The organism is Microbacterium sp. NPDC064942 (genome assembly GCF_049545525.1).
GTDB classification, from domain to species: Bacteria; Actinomycetota; Actinomycetes; order Actinomycetales; family Microbacteriaceae; genus Microbacterium; species Microbacterium gawkjiense.
On sequence record NZ_JBMWDR010000002.1, the window covers coordinates 311,052 to 326,051 of the forward strand.

A 15,000-nucleotide genomic window follows, 5' to 3' on the forward strand; every position below is an offset into this window, starting at 1 on the left:
GATGGCGACATGACGTCGACGTCCACCTCCCTGCCCCGGTCCACCCCGTCCGCGCAGGGGGTGGATGCCGCCGGTGTCGAACGCCTGCTCGACGCCGTCGGGCAGACCGAGGCCGAGATGCACAGCCTCATGGTGCTGCGCCACGGCACCGTGATCGCCGAGGGATGGTGGGCGCCGTTCGCGCCCGATCTGAAGCACCTCGTGTACTCGCTGTCGAAGACGTTCACGTCCGCCGCTGCCGGTCTCGCCGTCGCGGAGGGGCGTTTCGGACTCGACGACGTCATGATCGACCACTTCCCCGAGCTGGTGCCGGACGACGTCGACGACAAGTACCGCCGATACCTCGTGCGTCACGCGCTGACGATGTCGAGCGGGCACGAGAGCGAGGCGCTCGACCGTGCCGCAGCCGCGGCGGAGGGTGCGGGCGGCGACGTGCTCGCCGGATTCTTCCGCGTTCCGCCCGAGCGCGAGCCGGGCAGCGTCTTCGCCTACAGTCAGCCGACCATCTACGGCGTCGGGCGGCTCGTCGCCAAGACGACGGGCGGGACGATCCTCGACTACCTGCGTCCGCGCCTGCTCGAGCCGCTCGGCATCCACGAGGCGCAGTGGATGATGCTCGGCGACGTCGAGATGGGCTTCAGCGGCATCCACGTCTTCACCGAATCGCTCGCCAAGACGGGGCAGCTCGTCCTCGACGGCGGCCGCTGGCAGGGCGAGCAGATCCTCGACCCCGAGTGGGTCGCCACCGCCACGTCGAAGCAGATGGACAACGACACCGCGCACCGCGGCCCCGGCGCGCCCGAGCCGATCGATTGGCAGCAGGGGTACGGCTTCCAGTACTGGATGAACCGGCACGGCTTCCGCGGCGACGGGGCGTACGGCCAGTTCATCATCGTGTGGCCCGAAGAGGATGCCGTGATCGTCACGACCGGCGAGACGATCGACATGCAGGAGCTCCTGAGCCTCATCACGACGCACCTGCGCCCCGCGATGACGGGGGCGGGCACCGCCGAGGCCGATGCGGCACTCGCGGCGCGGCTCTCGTCGCTGGCGCTCCCGCTGCCGGACGACACCGATGCGGGCTTCGCGGGAACCTTCGACGCCGACGTGTCGTCGCCGGTCGTGGGCCCGTTCTCGTTCGGTGAGGCCGTGCCGGGTGCTGAGCGCGTCGAGGTCGCCGAGGCGGGCGACGGGTGGACTCTCCGGTTCCTCGGCGACGGTCTCGATGTGACTCTTCCCGTCGGTCGCGGCACGTGGGCTGAGGGGGAGTGGCCGGCGCCCGCCGACGGGCTCGACGCGGTGCCCTTCCGCGCCGTCGCGGGCGTGGACGCGGACGGTGCGTGGCACGCGCGGTTGCGCATGATCCAGACACCGCACTCGCTCCTCGTCGACATCGCCCCCGGCGGCGCGGCCTCGATCGCCTGGCGGTTCCCGCCGCTGCGCGGCGACGGCCCGGCCGGTCACGCGCTGCCGTCGCTCGGCTGACCGGCATCCGCTGCGCCTGCCTCGGTAGAATCGTCGGTGAGGGGTGAGCGTGACGGACAATGAGCGGGTCAGGACCCGGGACGTCGTCGCCGAGGGGCTCTACATCGCGTCCGCGGCGACGCGTTTGGCGTTGAAGAACCGCATCCTCGTCGACATCCTCGTCGACGGTGACGACTTCGATCCGGAGCGCTTCCTCGGCGATGCCCGCGACATCCTGGTCTCACTCGCCGAAGAGGCCGAAGCGGATGCCGCCCGCACCGACCGCGAACGCAAGGCGGCGCGCACGCGCTACTCCGACTCGAGCGGGACGCACGACTACCGCAGCCGCGACGTCCGCAACCTCCGCCGCCGCCGCAAGCAGTCGCTGCACGTCGCTAAAGAACTGCGCGCCCGCGCCGAGGACCAGGAGGAACTGCGCAAGCTCGTCGTCGACGCGCGGGACGCGGCCTGGGCCGAGGTGTCGAAGAACATCGACCGGTCCCTTCGGATCACGGCGGCGCGCCCCGACCTCGACGCCGACTACGAGCGGATGCGGGTGGCCCGCATGCAGGCGCTGCGCCTGGTCGACCTACCCAAGCTCCGCGCGCACCGACGCAGCGTCGCCAAGCAGCAGGCGCTGCGCGAAGAGGGCGTCGAACCCGAGCCGATCCTCGAGGCCGGCCACGGAGGGATCGATCCGGGCGAGCTCGAATAGGCCTCGATTTCGGATGCGGCCCGTGGTGACGTATGCTGTTCCTCGGCCCGGAAACAGGCCATGCGCCCGTAGCTCAATGGATAGAGCATCTGACTACGGATCAGAAGGTTAGGGGTTCGAGTCCCTTCGGGCGCACACTGTGTTGAGACAGTCCAGGTAAGGCCCCGCTTCGGCGGGGCCTTACCTGTTCTCCGGCGCGATCGCTCACGGCGGGCCATAGCCGTGTCAGGATCGTTCGGTGACGAGCGCGGTGCCGATGACGCGGACGCATCCTGCTGACGAAGTGTGGACCGACGCGGGTCGCGGCTTCCGGCGGTGGGAGACCTCGGTCGTCCTCGGCACCCGCGCTGAGGTGTGGGAGTGGGCCACCACGGTCAAGGCGTCGACCGCCGGAGATCGCGGGTCGCTCGCGACCACGCTCACCCAGTTAAGTTGTGCACAATTTGATTGCGTGCCACCATTGTCGTATGAGAGCAATCGAGCAGATGGTGTGCTTCGGGGTGTACTCGGCCAGCCACGCGTTCACGCAGGCCTACCGGCGTGTGCTTGCGCCGTGGAAGCTGACGTACCCGCAGTACCTCGTCATCGTCGCTCTCGGCGAGCAGCAGCCCCGGTCGGTCAAGGAACTGGGCGAAGAGCTCTTCCTCGACTCGGGCACCCTCTCGCCCCTCATCCGCCGCCTCGAAGCGCGCGGTGTCGTCTCCCGTTCGCGCAGCCCCCACGACGAGCGTGTCGTCGAGGTCGCGCTGACGGACGACGGCCGCACTCTCCGCTCGGAGCTGTCCGTCGTCGGCGCGGAGATCGCGCGCTGCACCGGACTGAACGAGGAGAAGGCACGGATGCTGCTCGACGTGGTCCACGACCTGAACCGCGTCATGCGCACCACCGACGAGGCGATCGCCTCCTGACGAAAGGATCCCCATGGAAGCCCTCTACACCGCCGAAGCCCTCGCAACCGGAGGCGGCCGCAACGGTCACGTCCGCACCGTCGACGGCCTCGTCGACACGGACGTGCGTGTGCCCAAGGAGATGGGCGGTGCCGGTGGCGCCCCGAACCCCGAGCTCTTCTTCGCCGCCGGCTACGCGGCGTGCTTCCACAGCGCCCTGCAGTCCGTCGCGCGCCAGCAGAAGGTGACGCTCGAGGACACCAGCGTCGGTTCGCGCGTCAGCATCGGCTCGAACGGCCAGGGCGGATTCGGCCTCGCCGTCCAGCTCGAGGTCGTCATCCCCAACCTCCCGCACGACCAGGCGCAGGCGCTCGCGGATGCCGCGCACCAGGTCTGCCCCTACTCCAACGCCACCCGGGGCAACATCGAGGTCACCGTCACGGTCGTCGAGGACTGACCTCCGCCGGACTCAGAGGGCCGGTCTCAGAGGGCCGGTCTCAGAGGACCGGACTCAGGCGAGAGGGCTCACGCGCAGCCAGCGGAATCCGCAGGCGGGCAGCGTGAGCCCTTCGTCGATCCCGACGTCGACACCCTCGACGAGATCGAGGGCGGTCGGCGCGAAGCCCGACAGCGTCACGGCCGGCACGTGCACCGGTTCGGCGGCGACGTTCGCCAGCACCAGCACGACGGTCCCGTCGCCGGGTCGCTGGTAGCCGACGACCGACGGCGCCGGTACGTCGAAACCGATGAGGCGCGCCCCGTCGAATTCCGGCGTCGTGTGACGCACCGCGATGAGCTTCGTGATGTCGCGCCGGAGCCGGCCGGCCGAGGTGGCGGCATCCGTCATCTGGGCGTAGCCGTCCCGCGGCTTCTGGCCCCGGTGCGTCCACCGCGCGTCGTCGCGTCGCTCCGGATCGTCGCGGAACGTCGGGTCGTTGAGCTGTCCCACCTCGTCGCCGAGCCACAGCATCGGCAGGCCCGGCACGCTCAGCAGGAGCGCGTGGGCCAGCACCACCCGCGCCTCGCCGAGCGGGTCGCCCGCCTCGACGCCGGCGAGCGAGGCCGTGGTGCCCGCGACGCCGCCGACGGTCGCGATCCCCCGGCCGAAGCCGGAGCCGTCGGTGTAACGCGCGGTGAGCTCGGCGGCATCCGTCTGCCATACGACAGCGTCGGCGTCGCGGACCGCGACCACGTCGCTGCGGCTGTCACGCCGCTCGAGCGCGTGCTGCAGGGGAGCTGCGTACCCCGTGGCGAACGCCTGCCACAGCGGCGGGGACCCGGGGGATGCCGGCAGCACCTCGACCCCGGGCGCACCGATCGCGAGCACCGGGGCGGTGACCGCCGCCGTCTCGGGGTCGAGGACGAGGAAGACCTCGACGCCGCGGCCGGCCAGGAACAGCAGATCGTCGACGAACACGCGCAGATCCGAGGCGGCGGGGACGTCGACGGCCAGGGCGATCCCCGACAGGCGCAGTTCGGCCGCCAGGTCGGAGAGCCGGTCGATCGAGCCGAGTCCGGGGTCGCCGCGGCGCAGGTCGACGGTGCCGTCCTCGCGCCGGGCGAACGGCGACTGCACGTGCAGCACGCTCACGCCGAGTTCGCGCAGCGCCGGGATCTCGTCGCGGAGCCCGGCGAGGTTGCCGGCGTAGCGATCCGCGAAGCACGCCGCGCCGAGTGCGTAGCGCGAGCGTGACATCGGCGTGTGCGCCGCGCGCTGCTCGCCGTGCACCTTGAGTTCGAGCGAGCGACCGTTCGCCGCCACCACCGCTGCCGTCACGAGGTCGGCCAGCAGCGACGACGAGGAGTCCGCCCGCTCGGCGAGGGCGGCGTGCAGCGCGGGAAGGTGTCGACGGATGCGGTCCGCCGCGGCCTCGTCGACGCGGGTGCGCTCCGCGACGGTCGACAGCGTGGCCGCGAGTTCCTCCTCGACGGCCCCCATGGTGCTCATGCGGTGGACCTCCCGCTCCCAGCGTAGAGGGCGAGCGTTCCCGCCTCAGTCGGCGCGGCCCACCGTGCTGTCGAGGAACGCGTGGATCGTCGCATGCAGCGCCGCGGTGGCCGCCGCGTCGATGGTGCCCGCGTGACCGCCTTCGACGGGCTCGAGGTAGTGCACCTCGGCATCCGTCTCGTCCGCCAACCGCGCCGCCATCTTGCGCGCCTGCACCGGTCCGACCCGGTCGTCGCTGGCCGCCGCGTAGATGAGGGATGCCGGGTACCGCCGCCCGGGCTCGATGAGGTGGTACGGCGAGAAGGTCTTCACGAACTCCCAGTCGGCGGGGTCGTCGGGGTCGCCGTACTCGGCGATCCAGCTCGCGCCGGCCGACAGGCGCGTGTACCGCCGCATGTCGAGCAGCGGGACGCCGCACACGATCGCGCCGAAGTCGTCGGGGTACTGGGTCAGCATGTTGCCGACGAGCAGGCCGCCGTTGCTGCGACCGTGGCAGGCGATGCGGTCGGGGGTCGAGACGCCGCGGGCGACGAGGTCGCGGGCGACGGCGGCGAAGTCCTCGTACGCGCGGTGGCGGTTCTCACGGAGCGCCGCGAGGTGCCATTCCGGGCCGAACTCACCGCCGCCCCGGATGTTCGCGACGACGTACACCCGGCCCTGCTCGAGCCAGGCCGGGCCGACGATCGTCGGGTACTCCGGCGTCAGCGCGTGCTCGAAGCCGCCGTATCCGTTCATCAGCACGGGCAGCGCCCCGCGACGCTCGCGGGGGCCGACCTCGAAGTACGGCACACGGGTGCCGTCGGCCGACGTCGCCCAGTGCTGCTCGGCGACGAGACCCGTCGCGTCGAACGTCGCGCGGCTGTGGTCGACGACCCGCGGCTCCGCGCCCGGGTCGAGGACGAGCAGGGTCGGCGGCGTGAGGAAGCCGCGCGCGACGACCCAGAGCTGGTCGTCCTCGTCGTCGTCCGCCGTGGCGACGTTCGCGCTGAAGAGGTCGTCGTCGCCGAGCCCGAGGTCGAGGTCGACACCGGTCAGCGTCGCCGGGTCGAGCGACACCAGTCGGCTCTGCACGCGGTCGAGGATCGTCAGCACGAGGCGGGTCTTCGTCCACGTCCAGGACTCGAGCACCGCGGTGTCCGTCGGCGCGAACGCGACACGGAGACCCGACCCGTCCCCGCTCGTCACGGTCTCGAGGGGGCCGAGCAGGAGGGTGCCCGACGGATGCGTCGTGTCGCCGATGCGCCACGGCGTCGTCGTCCGGACGGCGACCAGGTCGCCGTGCACGTCGGCGTGCGCGTCCTGCGGCACGGCGATCAGGTGCGGTTCGGCGCCGTTCCACACCCACGCCTCGGAGTGGAAGAAGTCGTGCGCGATGACGACGATCGGCGTCGCCGCGCCGCCGGTGTGATCGACGTGCGCGAACACGCCGACGTCCGACGGGACACCCGTGAGGATCGGCGGCGCGTCCTCGAGCGATTCGCCGCGGCGCGAGGCGCGGGCGGTGATCGGATAACCCGAGTCCGTGACGCCGCCGCCGTGCAGGGCCGTGGCGACGAGCAGCGTGTCGCGGTCGACCCACGCGATCATGGACTTCTCCGCGTCGAGGGCGAAGGGGGAGTCCTCGACGAAGCGGCGGGTCTCCAGATCGAACTCGCGCACCACGGCGGCGTCTCCGCCGTCGGGGCTCAGGCGCACGAGCGCGCGGCTGCTGCCGGCCGGCCCGTGCGTCGCGCCGGCGAAGGCCCAGGTCCTCCCCTCCTCGCGGCCCAGTGCGTCGACGTCGAGCAGGACCTCCCAGTCCGGGGTGCCCGCCGTGAAGGCGGCGAGGGACGTCCGGCGCCAGAGGCCGCGCGGGTTGTCGGCATCCCGCCACAGGTCGTACATGAGGTCGCCGTGACGACTCGGGACGACGAGGCGGTCGGGGTCCTGCAGGATGCCGGTGAGCCGGGTCTCGAGCGCGTCGCGGGCAGCGCCCGCATAGGCGCCTTCGGTCTCGGCGGTGCGCTCCGCGGCCCACGCGCGAGCGGCGGATCCGTCGATCTCCTCCAGCCAGAGGAACGGGTCGGCGGGCTCGGGGGCGATCTCGTGGGCGCTCATGCGGTCAGCCTACGGGGCACCCCAGCCGCGTCGTTCGCCGTGCGAGAACCATTGGCACTCTCCATGCGCGAGTGCTAATCTGGAGGTACTTGAGCCGCAGGGGCTCAACTTTCAGACCACTTGGACAAAGGAGAGAATCATGGCGACCTACGACCCGTTCCGTGAAATCGACCGCCTGGCGTCGACGCTCTTCGACACGCGCCGCGGCCCGCGACGGATGCCGATGGACCTGTATCGCGACGGCGACCACTACGTGCTGAACGCCGACCTCCCCGGCATCGACCCGGGATCGGTCGACATCGACGTCGACGGCCAGCTGCTGACCATCCGCGCCGAGCGCACGCTGTCGTCGGGCGAGGGCGTGAAGTGGATCACGCGCGAGCGTGAGACCGCGAGCTTCCTCCGCCAGCTGAACCTCGGCCAGGGCATCGACACCGACGCCATCACCGCGACCTACAACAACGGTGTGCTGACCGTCACCATCCCGGTGAGCGAGAAGGCCAAGCCCCGCAAGGTCGAGGTCGTCGCCGACGGTTCGGCCCCGACCATCTCGGCGCGCGAGAGCGAGCCGCAGCCGATCGACCAGTGACCGGCGCACCGCTCCGGCGGTGAGACGACGATCGCCCCGCACCCCGTCTCGGGTGCGGGGCGATTTTCCTGTCGTCAGACGCCGCGCAGGCGAGCAGTGAGCCGCTCGAGCTCGGCGAGTTCGTCGTCGGTGAGCACCGACATCCGCTCGGCGATGGTGCGGCCGTGCGTCGTCGCGAGCCGGCGGAACATCGCCGCGCCCTGCTCCGTGGCGCGCAGCACGGCGCCGCGGCCGTCGTTGGGGTCGGGGCACTTCGCGACGAGCCCGCGCGCCACCATCCGGTCGACCAGGCGCGACACGCTCGGCTGGCTGATGAGCATGTTCGCCGTCACGTCGCGCAGCCGCGCGGTGTGACCCTCGCAGCGCGTGACGGTCAGGAGCACGTCGTATTCGGCGCTCGAGAGGTCGTCGTCCTCGAAGTCCCGTGAGATCTCCGCCAGGACCTCGTGCTGCGCGCGGAAGAGGCTCTCCCAGGCAGCGATGGCGAGGCGGCGGTCGGTCATGGCGTCAACTGTAGCGTCGCTCATAGGGTTGACCGCGTGCAGCCCTGGTCCCGTCGTCTCGCCCGTGTCGGAGCCGTCGTCGCCGTCGCGCTCGGCGTTCTCGTGGGCGCTCCCTCGGCGGCAAACGCCGACGTCGAGGACTTCTCCTTCGACAGTCTGACCGTCGATTACACGCTGACCCGCGCCGAGGACGGCACGAGTCGGATGCGGGTGGTCGAGGAGTTCGTGGCGCGGTTTTCCGAGACCGACCAGAACCGCGGCATCCGACGGGTGATCCCCGACGAGTACGACGGTCAGCCGCTGCGGCCGAGCCTCGAATCGGCGGTGGACGCGGAGGGCGACCCGTGCGACGAGGGCCGTCACCGGGTGGCCGTCGTCGACGAGTCGGGTGAGTTGGTCGGCTGGGCCTCGGTCACTGTGGCCGCGGAAGAGGTCGTCGCCGTCGGCGACGAGCTCGCGTCGGCCGGCGGTCAGTCGGGTCCGGTGTGGATCGCGGGCGGTGCAGGTGCGGCGCTGCTCGCGCTCGGCGCCCTGCTGGTGATGCGACGCCGTCGGAGCGCGACCGTCTGACGCGTCACGAAGTAAGGGCCGGCTGGAGAGGCATCCAGCCGGCCCTTGTCCCTTTGCACCAAGAGTGTCCTGCAATCACATGTCGGTAGCTGCCACAGCAAAACATCTACCGTGCAACGAATGTATAACGACGAGATAACGGTGGCAAGGGTTTCTTGTTATCAATTTGTGATGGACGGGCAAGGGGTGCGCTGGAACCCCCTCGACCCCCGGTTCTTGCGCGCAGCGCTCGTCCGCCTGCTGGCGGACCGGCCCCTCGCGGCGGTGTCGGTCGCGGAGCTCTGCCGTGAAGCGGGCGTGCACCGCACCACGTTCTACAAGCACGCCGCGGGCGTCGACGAGTTCGCCGTCACGATGCTGACCGACGAGATCGACGCGATCGCCGCGATCGGTGTGGACATCGCCACCGAAGCGGATGCGGCCCGCGTCTACCACGCCGTGACCCGCCGCCTGCTCGAGTGGCTCGCCGGGCGCCGCGACCTCTACCGCGCCCTGCTCGAGTCCTCGGCCCGCGGCGCGCTGCATGCCGCGCTGAACGACAGTCTGCGCCGACGCGCCCACATCGCCCTGGAAAAACTCGCCGAGGCGGGTGTCCGCGACGCACCGCGGTCCCCGCGCGACCGCGACGAGGCCGCGGCCTTCATCGCCGGGGGCCTGGTCGGCGTGATGGACGTCTTGATCCGCGAGGACGACACCGATGCCGCAGCCGCCGAGGCCCGCATCTTCGGGTTGATGCCGGAGTGGTGGCCCGGCGTGCACTGAGGCCAGCGCGACCCGGACGCCGTCGAGGGCTCGCACCCGGACCGGGTGCGAGCCCTCGTGCGCTGCGGCGCAGCCTAGGCCCGGTAGACCTGCACGACCGACGGGCGCGGCGCGTTCGGCACGTCGCCCCGTCGCGTCGACCCGTAGTCGGGGAACAGCGACGTGGGAGCCGCGACCGTCCCGTTCTCGCCGGGATGCTGCACCGCGACGAAGACGAGCTTCTCGCGGGCGTGGATGACGGGTCCGCACGTCTCGGCCTCGCGGGGGACCGCGAGGAACTGCTGCACGCGCCCGCGCTCCCGACCCTCGAGCGGAACGCGGAACAGTCCGTCGTTGAACCCGATCGTGCTGGGCGCGCCGTCGGTGGAGATCCACAGCGTGCCGTCCTCATCGAACGCGAGGTTGTCGGGGCACGAGATCGGCGACACCTTGTCCTTCGGGTAGCCCGCGAAGTAGGTGCTCGGGTCGGACGGGTTGCCGCACTGCAGCAGGATGCTCCAGCCGAAGCTCGTCCCGGCCTGGCCGCGGCGCTCGGTCAGCTCGATCACGTGACCGTGCCGGTTGCCGGTGCGGGGGTTCGCCTCATCCACCATCGAGGTCTTGCCGCGGTCGGTGTTGTTCGTCAGCGCGACGTAGACCTTGCCGGTCCGCGGGCTCGGCTGCACGTCCTCGGGGCGGTCCATCTTCGTCGCGCCCACCTTGTCGGCGGCCAGTCGCGTGTAGACGAGCACCTCTTCCGTCGTCATCCCCGGCACGACGCTCTTCCCGTTCCGCGTGAGCGCGACCCACTCACCCGTGCCGTCGAACGTGCCGTCCGCCGGCAGTGCGCCCGAGCCGTCGATCTGCCCGGCGGGGGAGTCCCCGCGGAACCGGGCGACGAACAGGTCGCCCTCCGACAGCAGCGTCATGTTCTTCTTGCGCGACGAGCTGATGCGGTTCTTCGAGACGAACTTGTAGAGGTAGTCGTTGCGCTCGTCGTCTCCCATGTAGGCCACCACGCGGCGGTCCTCGGCCACGATGACGTTCGCCCCCTCGTGCTTGAAGCGCCCCATCGCGGTGTGCTTCTTCGGCGTCGACGTGGGGTCTTCGGGGTCGATCTCGACGATGTAGCCGAAGCGGTTGGGCTCGTTGACGTAGCCGGGGTCGAACGAGTTGAAACGGGGGTCGTACTGCTCCCATCCGGTCGACGTGGTCCGCGAGGCGCTCGCCTGGTAGCGCTTCTGCCCCGGGGTGTCGGCCGCCCACGCGAAGTACCCGTTGAAGTTCTCCTCGCCCGAGAGGATGGTGCCCCACGGCGTCGTGCCGCCGGCGCAGTTGCCGAGCGTCCCCTTGACCCAGCGGCCTTCGGGGTCGGCGGCGGTGGTCACGAGATCGGACCCGGCGGCGGGGCCGGTCAGCTCGAAGACCGTCTCGACCGTGATCCGGCGGTTGCGGCGGCCGTCGACGACGTAGCGCCAGGGCCGGCCGCGCCGGCTGCGCTTCAGCTCGACGACGGACATGCCCTGCGCCGCCTTGTAGACCTCGCCGCGACGGCGGAGCTCGGCGGCATCCGTCGACGGCGGGAACATGATGTTCGGGTTCACGTACTCGTGGTTGTTGACGAGCACGCCCGTCTTGCCGCTGCGGTCGGCGAGGATGTCGAGGTAGTCGCTGTTGTACCCGAACTGACGGGCCTGCGCGGCCGGGCTCTGCGCGTCGAGCGAGAAGGTCGGTGCGTCCGAGAAGAGCGGGTCGCCCCAGCGGATGATCGGCGACCAGGTCCACCCCTTGGGCACGGTCAGCGCGTCGACGGACGCCGGGACGGGAGCGATCGGCTGGAAGGGCAGGCCGTGGCCGTGCCCGCCGTAGCCACGGGTCGCCTCGATGAGTCCGCCCGGCGTGGCCGACGCCGCAGCGGGGTTCGCGAGGCCGAAGGCGTCGGTCGCGACGACGACCGCGCCGGCCGCCGCGGCGCCGAGCAGCGTCCGGCGCGAGAGGGCGAGCTCGGCGACGCTGCGGAACGTCGGGTTGTCCGACCCGTTGCACTCGGGACCGAGGCAGGCGTCGGCGCACTTGAACCGGCAGGTCACCGCCGACCGCTTGCCGACGGCGTGGGTCGCGAGAGGAAGGGACGTGCGGGTGGTGGGGGGTTCCAGAATCGTCACCGCTCCAGGATCGGTCGCTGTTCCTGCGACCGGGTGAATCGACGGTGAACGTCGGGTGACGGTCGCGGAGCGCTACCCGGCGGTCGGATCCGCCACCACCGCGTACTCGGTGCCCGAACGCGTGCGTTCCACGAGCTCGTGGTCGACGAGGTATCTCCGCAGCACGGCGACGTCGTCGCTGATCGCGGCGAGGCGCTCGTTGACGGTCTGTTCGTCGACGACCTCGCCGGGCCGGAGGATGCGACCGGCGATGAGCGCGAGCAGGCGGCGCCTCTCCTCGGCCCGCGCCGGGTAGCCCGACAGCCGACCGTCGGGGGACAGGAACCGCTCGACACCCGTGGGCCGCGGCGCGGCGGGTGTCTCGGCCAGCGTCCGAGCGAAGGCGGTGCGTCGGCCCGCAGGTCGTGGCCGTCGCCGGTGACGAGGCCGGCGCGCTGCAGCGTCTCGACCACGTGGCGGCGGCGCGAGGGGGAGAGTCCCGCGACCGGCGATGACGCCCATGTCGACGACGTCATCCGGGCGCTGTCGGCCGGTCTCGCCGCGTTCGATCGCCCCCGTTTACCCCCCGCGTCAACCCTCAGCCGACGCATGGAGCGCCGCCCTACGCTGGCGGGACACCGAGGAGGACATCCGCATGAGCCCGACACCCCCGGCATCCGATCTGCAGGACCGCCCCTGGCTGGCCGCGTACGCGCCCGGCGTCCCGAGCGACATCGACCCCGTCGACGAGACGCTCGTGGATCTGCTCGATCATGCGGTGGAGCGTTACGGCAGCAAGATCGCAACGGAGTTCTTCGGATCCGAGACCACCTACGCCGAGCTCGGCGAACAGGTCTCCCGCGCCGCCAACGCGCTGCGCAAGCTCGGGGTCGGGCCCGGTGACCGCGTCGCGCTCGTGCTGCCCAACTGCCCCCAGCACATCGTCGCTTTCTACGCCGCGCTGCGGATCGGCGCGATCGTCGTCGAGCACAACCCGACGTACACCGCCCGCGAGCTGCGGCATCAGTTCGAGGTGCATGAGGCGGTCGTCGCGATCGTCTGGGACAAGGTCGCCGACATCGTCGCGGAGTTCCCGAGCGACGTCGCCCCCGCCGCCATCGTCGCGGTCGACATGACCGACGCGCTGCCGTGGGCGATGCGGACGGCCCTGCGCGTGCCGGTGCCGGCGCTGCGGGAGCGGCGCGAGGCGATGACGTCGAAGCCCACCGCCCGCGGCGTCATCCGGTGGTCGCAGTTCACCAAGGCGCGTCGCCTCTCGCATAAGCACCCGCGCCCCGTCCTCGACGACACGGCGCTCCTGCAGCTGACGAGCGGGACGACCGGGATGCCGAAGGCCGCCGTCCTGTCGCACCGCAACCTCCGCTCCAACGCGGCGCAGGGGCGCGCGTGGGTGCCGGGCCTGCACGAGGGCGAGGAGACCTTCTACGCCGTCCTGCCGATGTTCCACGCCTACGGGCTGACGCTCTGCCTCACCTTCGCGGTGTCGATCGGCGCGCGCATCGTGCTGTTCCCGAAGTTCGACGTCGACCTCGTCGTCGGCGCGCTCAAGAAGTCGCCGCCGACCTTCCTGCCCGGCGTGCCGCCGATCTACGACGCCCTGTCGCGAGCGAGCAGCCGCAAGGGCGTCGACCTCTCGACGATCCGCTTCGCGATCTCGGGCGCCATGAGCCTGCCCGTCCCGACGGTGACGCGGTGGGAGGAGGCGACGGGCGGTCTGCTCGTCGAGGGCTACGGCATGACCGAGACGTCGCCGGTCGCGCTCGGCAACCCGATCGGCCCGACGCGGCGCCCCGGCACGGTCGGCGTGCCCTTCCCGAGCACCGAGATCCGCGTCGTCGACCCCGACGACCCGACCGTCGACCGTCCAGCGGGCGAAGCGGGCGAGCTCCTCATCCGCGGACCCCAGGTGTTCCAGGGGTACTGGCGCCGGCCCGAGGACACCGCCGCGGTCCTCCTCGACGGCGGATGGCTGCGCACCGGCGACATCGTCACGGTCTCGGAGGACGGTTTCGTCACCGTCGTCGACCGCGTCAAGGAGCTCATCATCACGGGCGGCTTCAACGTCAGCCCGAGCGAGGTCGAGCAGGTGCTCACCCTGCACCCCGACGTCGAGTCCGCCGCGGTCGTCGGCGTGCCGCGGCCGACCGGCGGCGAGGACGTGGTCGCCGCGGTCGTGATGAAGGAGGGGGCGGCGTTCGAGGCATCCGCTCTCAAGGACTTCGCCCGCTCGCACCTCGCGTCGTACAAGGTGCCGCGCAAGGTCGTGCAGCTCGACGACCTGCCGCGGTCGCAGATCGGCAAGGTGCTGCGCCGTCAGGTGCGCGAGCAGCTGACCGCGCGCTGATCTGTCAAGGGCTCTCGCCGCCGGCATCCGTGGATGGCAGGGTGGATGCCGCACCCCCACCACCCCGTCGAAGGAGACCCATGTCGCAGCGCACCCTCGGACCGTTCACCGTCTCGGCCATCGGACTCGGCGCCATGCCGGTCTCGATGAACGGCAACGGCATCCCGTCGCACGACGACGCGGTGGCGACCGTGCGGGCGGCGCTGGACGCCGGTGTCACCCTGATCGACACCGCCGACATCTACGCGCCCAGCTGGGACGAGATGGGCCACAACGAGCGCATCGTCGCCGACGCGCTCGCCGGCTGGGACGGCGACCGGTCGTCGATCGTCGTCGCCACGAAGGGCGGCATCACGCGCACCGCGGAGAAGGACTTCGGGCGCGACGGTTCGCTCGACTACCTCCGCCGCGCCGTGCAGAAGTCGCTGCAGAACCTGCAGGTCGACGTCATCGACCTGTACCAGTACCACCGGCCCGACCGGTGGATGGTCTACGGCGAGATCATGCAGAACCTGAAGACCCTGCAGGACGAGGGCCTCGTCCGCACGGTCGGCATCTCGAACGCGAGCGTCGAAGAGATCCAGATCGCGCAGGAGGTGCTCGGCGAGGGAGGTCTCACGAGCGTGCAGAACGAGTTCTCGCCGCGGCACCCGGGCAGCTACGGCGAGCTGAAGTACTGCGTCGAGCACGGCATCGCCTTCCTGCCGTGGAGCCCCCTCGGCGGCATCGGCGGCGCGGGCACGGTCGGCGAGCGGTTCACCGCGTTCGCCGAGATCGGCCGCGACCACGGCGTCAGCCCGCAGCAGGTCGTCCTCGCGTGGGAGCTGTCGCTCGGCGAGACCGTCATCCCCATCCCCGGAGCGAGCCGCCCGGCATCCATCACCGACTCGTTCCAGGCGCGGAACCTCGAGCTCTCGGCCGACGAGCTCGCCCGCTGCTCCGCCGCGGTCGGCATCGACATCTGAGGCGGGCTTAGC

Annotated in this window: 14 protein-coding genes and 1 tRNA gene; 10 read left to right on the plus strand and 5 right to left on the minus strand. The window is 71.3% G+C overall.

Going from position 1 to position 15,000, the window contains the following annotated elements:
* Positions 1–9: 9 nt before the first annotated feature.
* The 5 genes from ACPEH2_RS05830 to ACPEH2_RS05850 all read left to right on the plus strand — a co-directional run bounded on the left by ACPEH2_RS05830 (position 10) and on the right by ACPEH2_RS05850 (position 3,523).
* A complete protein-coding gene (locus ACPEH2_RS05830; protein ID WP_423718445.1) occupies positions 10–1,485 on the plus strand; it encodes a serine hydrolase domain-containing protein in 1,476 nt (491 codons plus the stop codon).
* 49 nt (positions 1,486–1,534) lie between these two features.
* A complete protein-coding gene (locus tag ACPEH2_RS05835; RefSeq protein ID WP_363378945.1) occupies positions 1,535–2,179 on the plus strand; it encodes an asparagine synthase in 645 nt (214 codons plus the stop codon).
* A 62-nt stretch (positions 2,180–2,241) separates the two neighbouring features.
* Positions 2,242–2,314: transfer RNA gene (locus ACPEH2_RS05840), tRNA-Arg, on the plus strand.
* A gap of 350 nt (positions 2,315–2,664) precedes the next feature.
* Positions 2,665–3,087 (plus strand): MarR family winged helix-turn-helix transcriptional regulator, encoded by a 423-nt coding sequence (locus ACPEH2_RS05845; RefSeq protein ID WP_423718465.1) that lies wholly within the window; start codon positions 2,665–2,667, stop codon positions 3,085–3,087.
* Positions 3,088–3,100: 13 nt separating this feature from the next.
* Positions 3,101–3,523, plus strand: a complete 423-nt coding sequence (locus tag ACPEH2_RS05850) for an organic hydroperoxide resistance protein (protein WP_423718446.1) — start codon at positions 3,101–3,103, stop codon at positions 3,521–3,523.
* A 54-nt stretch (positions 3,524–3,577) separates the two neighbouring features.
* On the opposite strand, the gene ACPEH2_RS05855 is transcribed toward ACPEH2_RS05850, so the two are convergent.
* Both ACPEH2_RS05855 and ACPEH2_RS05860 read right to left on the minus strand, forming a co-directional pair.
* On the minus strand, positions 3,578–5,014 hold the full coding sequence (locus ACPEH2_RS05855) for a DUF3459 domain-containing protein (protein WP_423718447.1): 1,437 nt from the start codon (positions 5,012–5,014) through the stop codon (positions 3,578–3,580).
* Positions 5,015–5,059: 45 nt separating this feature from the next.
* Complete coding sequence (locus tag ACPEH2_RS05860) at positions 5,060–7,111, minus strand: prolyl oligopeptidase family serine peptidase (RefSeq protein WP_423718448.1); 2,052 nt, start codon at positions 7,109–7,111, stop codon at positions 5,060–5,062.
* Positions 7,112–7,250: 139 nt separating this feature from the next.
* Between ACPEH2_RS05860 and ACPEH2_RS05865 the strand changes: the two genes are divergently transcribed.
* Positions 7,251–7,700, plus strand: a complete 450-nt coding sequence (locus ACPEH2_RS05865; RefSeq protein WP_251578385.1) for an Hsp20/alpha crystallin family protein — start codon at positions 7,251–7,253, stop codon at positions 7,698–7,700.
* Between the two features lie 74 nt (positions 7,701–7,774).
* Here ACPEH2_RS05865 and ACPEH2_RS05870 read toward each other — a convergent pair whose 3' ends face one another.
* On the minus strand, positions 7,775–8,203 hold the full coding sequence (locus ACPEH2_RS05870; protein WP_064003846.1) for a MarR family winged helix-turn-helix transcriptional regulator: 429 nt from the start codon (positions 8,201–8,203) through the stop codon (positions 7,775–7,777).
* A 36-nt stretch (positions 8,204–8,239) separates the two neighbouring features.
* On the opposite strand from ACPEH2_RS05870, the gene ACPEH2_RS05875 reads away from it, so the two are divergent.
* Complete coding sequence (locus tag ACPEH2_RS05875; protein ID WP_359920084.1) at positions 8,240–8,773, plus strand: LPXTG cell wall anchor domain-containing protein; 534 nt, start codon at positions 8,240–8,242, stop codon at positions 8,771–8,773.
* A 171-nt stretch (positions 8,774–8,944) separates the two neighbouring features.
* Complete coding sequence (locus ACPEH2_RS05880; RefSeq protein WP_359920081.1) at positions 8,945–9,535, plus strand: TetR/AcrR family transcriptional regulator; 591 nt, start codon at positions 8,945–8,947, stop codon at positions 9,533–9,535.
* A 74-nt stretch (positions 9,536–9,609) separates the two neighbouring features.
* Here the strand turns inward: ACPEH2_RS05880 and ACPEH2_RS05885 are convergent, their stop codons facing one another.
* Complete coding sequence (locus ACPEH2_RS05885; RefSeq protein ID WP_423718466.1) at positions 9,610–11,670, minus strand: PhoX family protein; 2,061 nt, start codon at positions 11,668–11,670, stop codon at positions 9,610–9,612.
* An 81-nt stretch (positions 11,671–11,751) separates the two neighbouring features.
* Positions 11,752–12,180, minus strand: coding sequence for a DUF2087 domain-containing protein (locus ACPEH2_RS05890; protein ID WP_311285300.1), 429 nt, complete (start codon positions 12,178–12,180; stop codon positions 11,752–11,754).
* Between the two features lie 133 nt (positions 12,181–12,313).
* On the opposite strand from ACPEH2_RS05890, the gene ACPEH2_RS05895 reads away from it, so the two are divergent.
* Positions 12,314–14,023, plus strand: a complete 1,710-nt coding sequence (locus ACPEH2_RS05895) for a long-chain-fatty-acid--CoA ligase (RefSeq protein WP_423718450.1) — start codon at positions 12,314–12,316, stop codon at positions 14,021–14,023.
* An 80-nt stretch (positions 14,024–14,103) separates the two neighbouring features.
* Positions 14,104–14,988, plus strand: coding sequence for an aldo/keto reductase (locus ACPEH2_RS05900; RefSeq protein ID WP_359920072.1), 885 nt, complete (start codon positions 14,104–14,106; stop codon positions 14,986–14,988).
* Positions 14,989–15,000 lie beyond the last annotated feature (12 nt).

Excerpts from the sequence above, each read along its gene's own strand:
- ACPEH2_RS05830 (WP_423718445.1), top strand. The coding sequence starts at position 10 with ATGACGTCGACGTCCACCTCCCTGCCCCGGTCCACCCCGTCCGCGCAG.
- ACPEH2_RS05845 (WP_423718465.1), top strand. The coding sequence starts at position 2,665 with ATGGTGTGCTTCGGGGTGTACTCGGCCAGCCACGCGTTCACGCAGGCC.
- ACPEH2_RS05850 (WP_423718446.1), top strand. The coding sequence starts at position 3,101 with ATGGAAGCCCTCTACACCGCCGAAGCCCTCGCAACCGGAGGCGGCCGC.
- ACPEH2_RS05855 (WP_423718447.1), bottom strand. The coding sequence starts at position 5,014 with ATGAGCACCATGGGGGCCGTCGAGGAGGAACTCGCGGCCACGCTGTCG.
- ACPEH2_RS05860 (WP_423718448.1), bottom strand. The coding sequence starts at position 7,111 with ATGAGCGCCCACGAGATCGCCCCCGAGCCCGCCGACCCGTTCCTCTGG.
- ACPEH2_RS05865 (WP_251578385.1), top strand. The coding sequence starts at position 7,251 with ATGGCGACCTACGACCCGTTCCGTGAAATCGACCGCCTGGCGTCGACG.
- ACPEH2_RS05870 (WP_064003846.1), bottom strand. The coding sequence starts at position 8,203 with ATGACCGACCGCCGCCTCGCCATCGCTGCCTGGGAGAGCCTCTTCCGC.
- ACPEH2_RS05880 (WP_359920081.1), top strand. The coding sequence starts at position 8,945 with ATGGACGGGCAAGGGGTGCGCTGGAACCCCCTCGACCCCCGGTTCTTG.
- ACPEH2_RS05890 (WP_311285300.1), bottom strand. The coding sequence starts at position 12,180 with ATGGGCGTCATCGCCGGTCGCGGGACTCTCCCCCTCGCGCCGCCGCCA.
- ACPEH2_RS05895 (WP_423718450.1), top strand. The coding sequence starts at position 12,314 with ATGAGCCCGACACCCCCGGCATCCGATCTGCAGGACCGCCCCTGGCTG.
- ACPEH2_RS05900 (WP_359920072.1), top strand. The coding sequence starts at position 14,104 with ATGTCGCAGCGCACCCTCGGACCGTTCACCGTCTCGGCCATCGGACTC.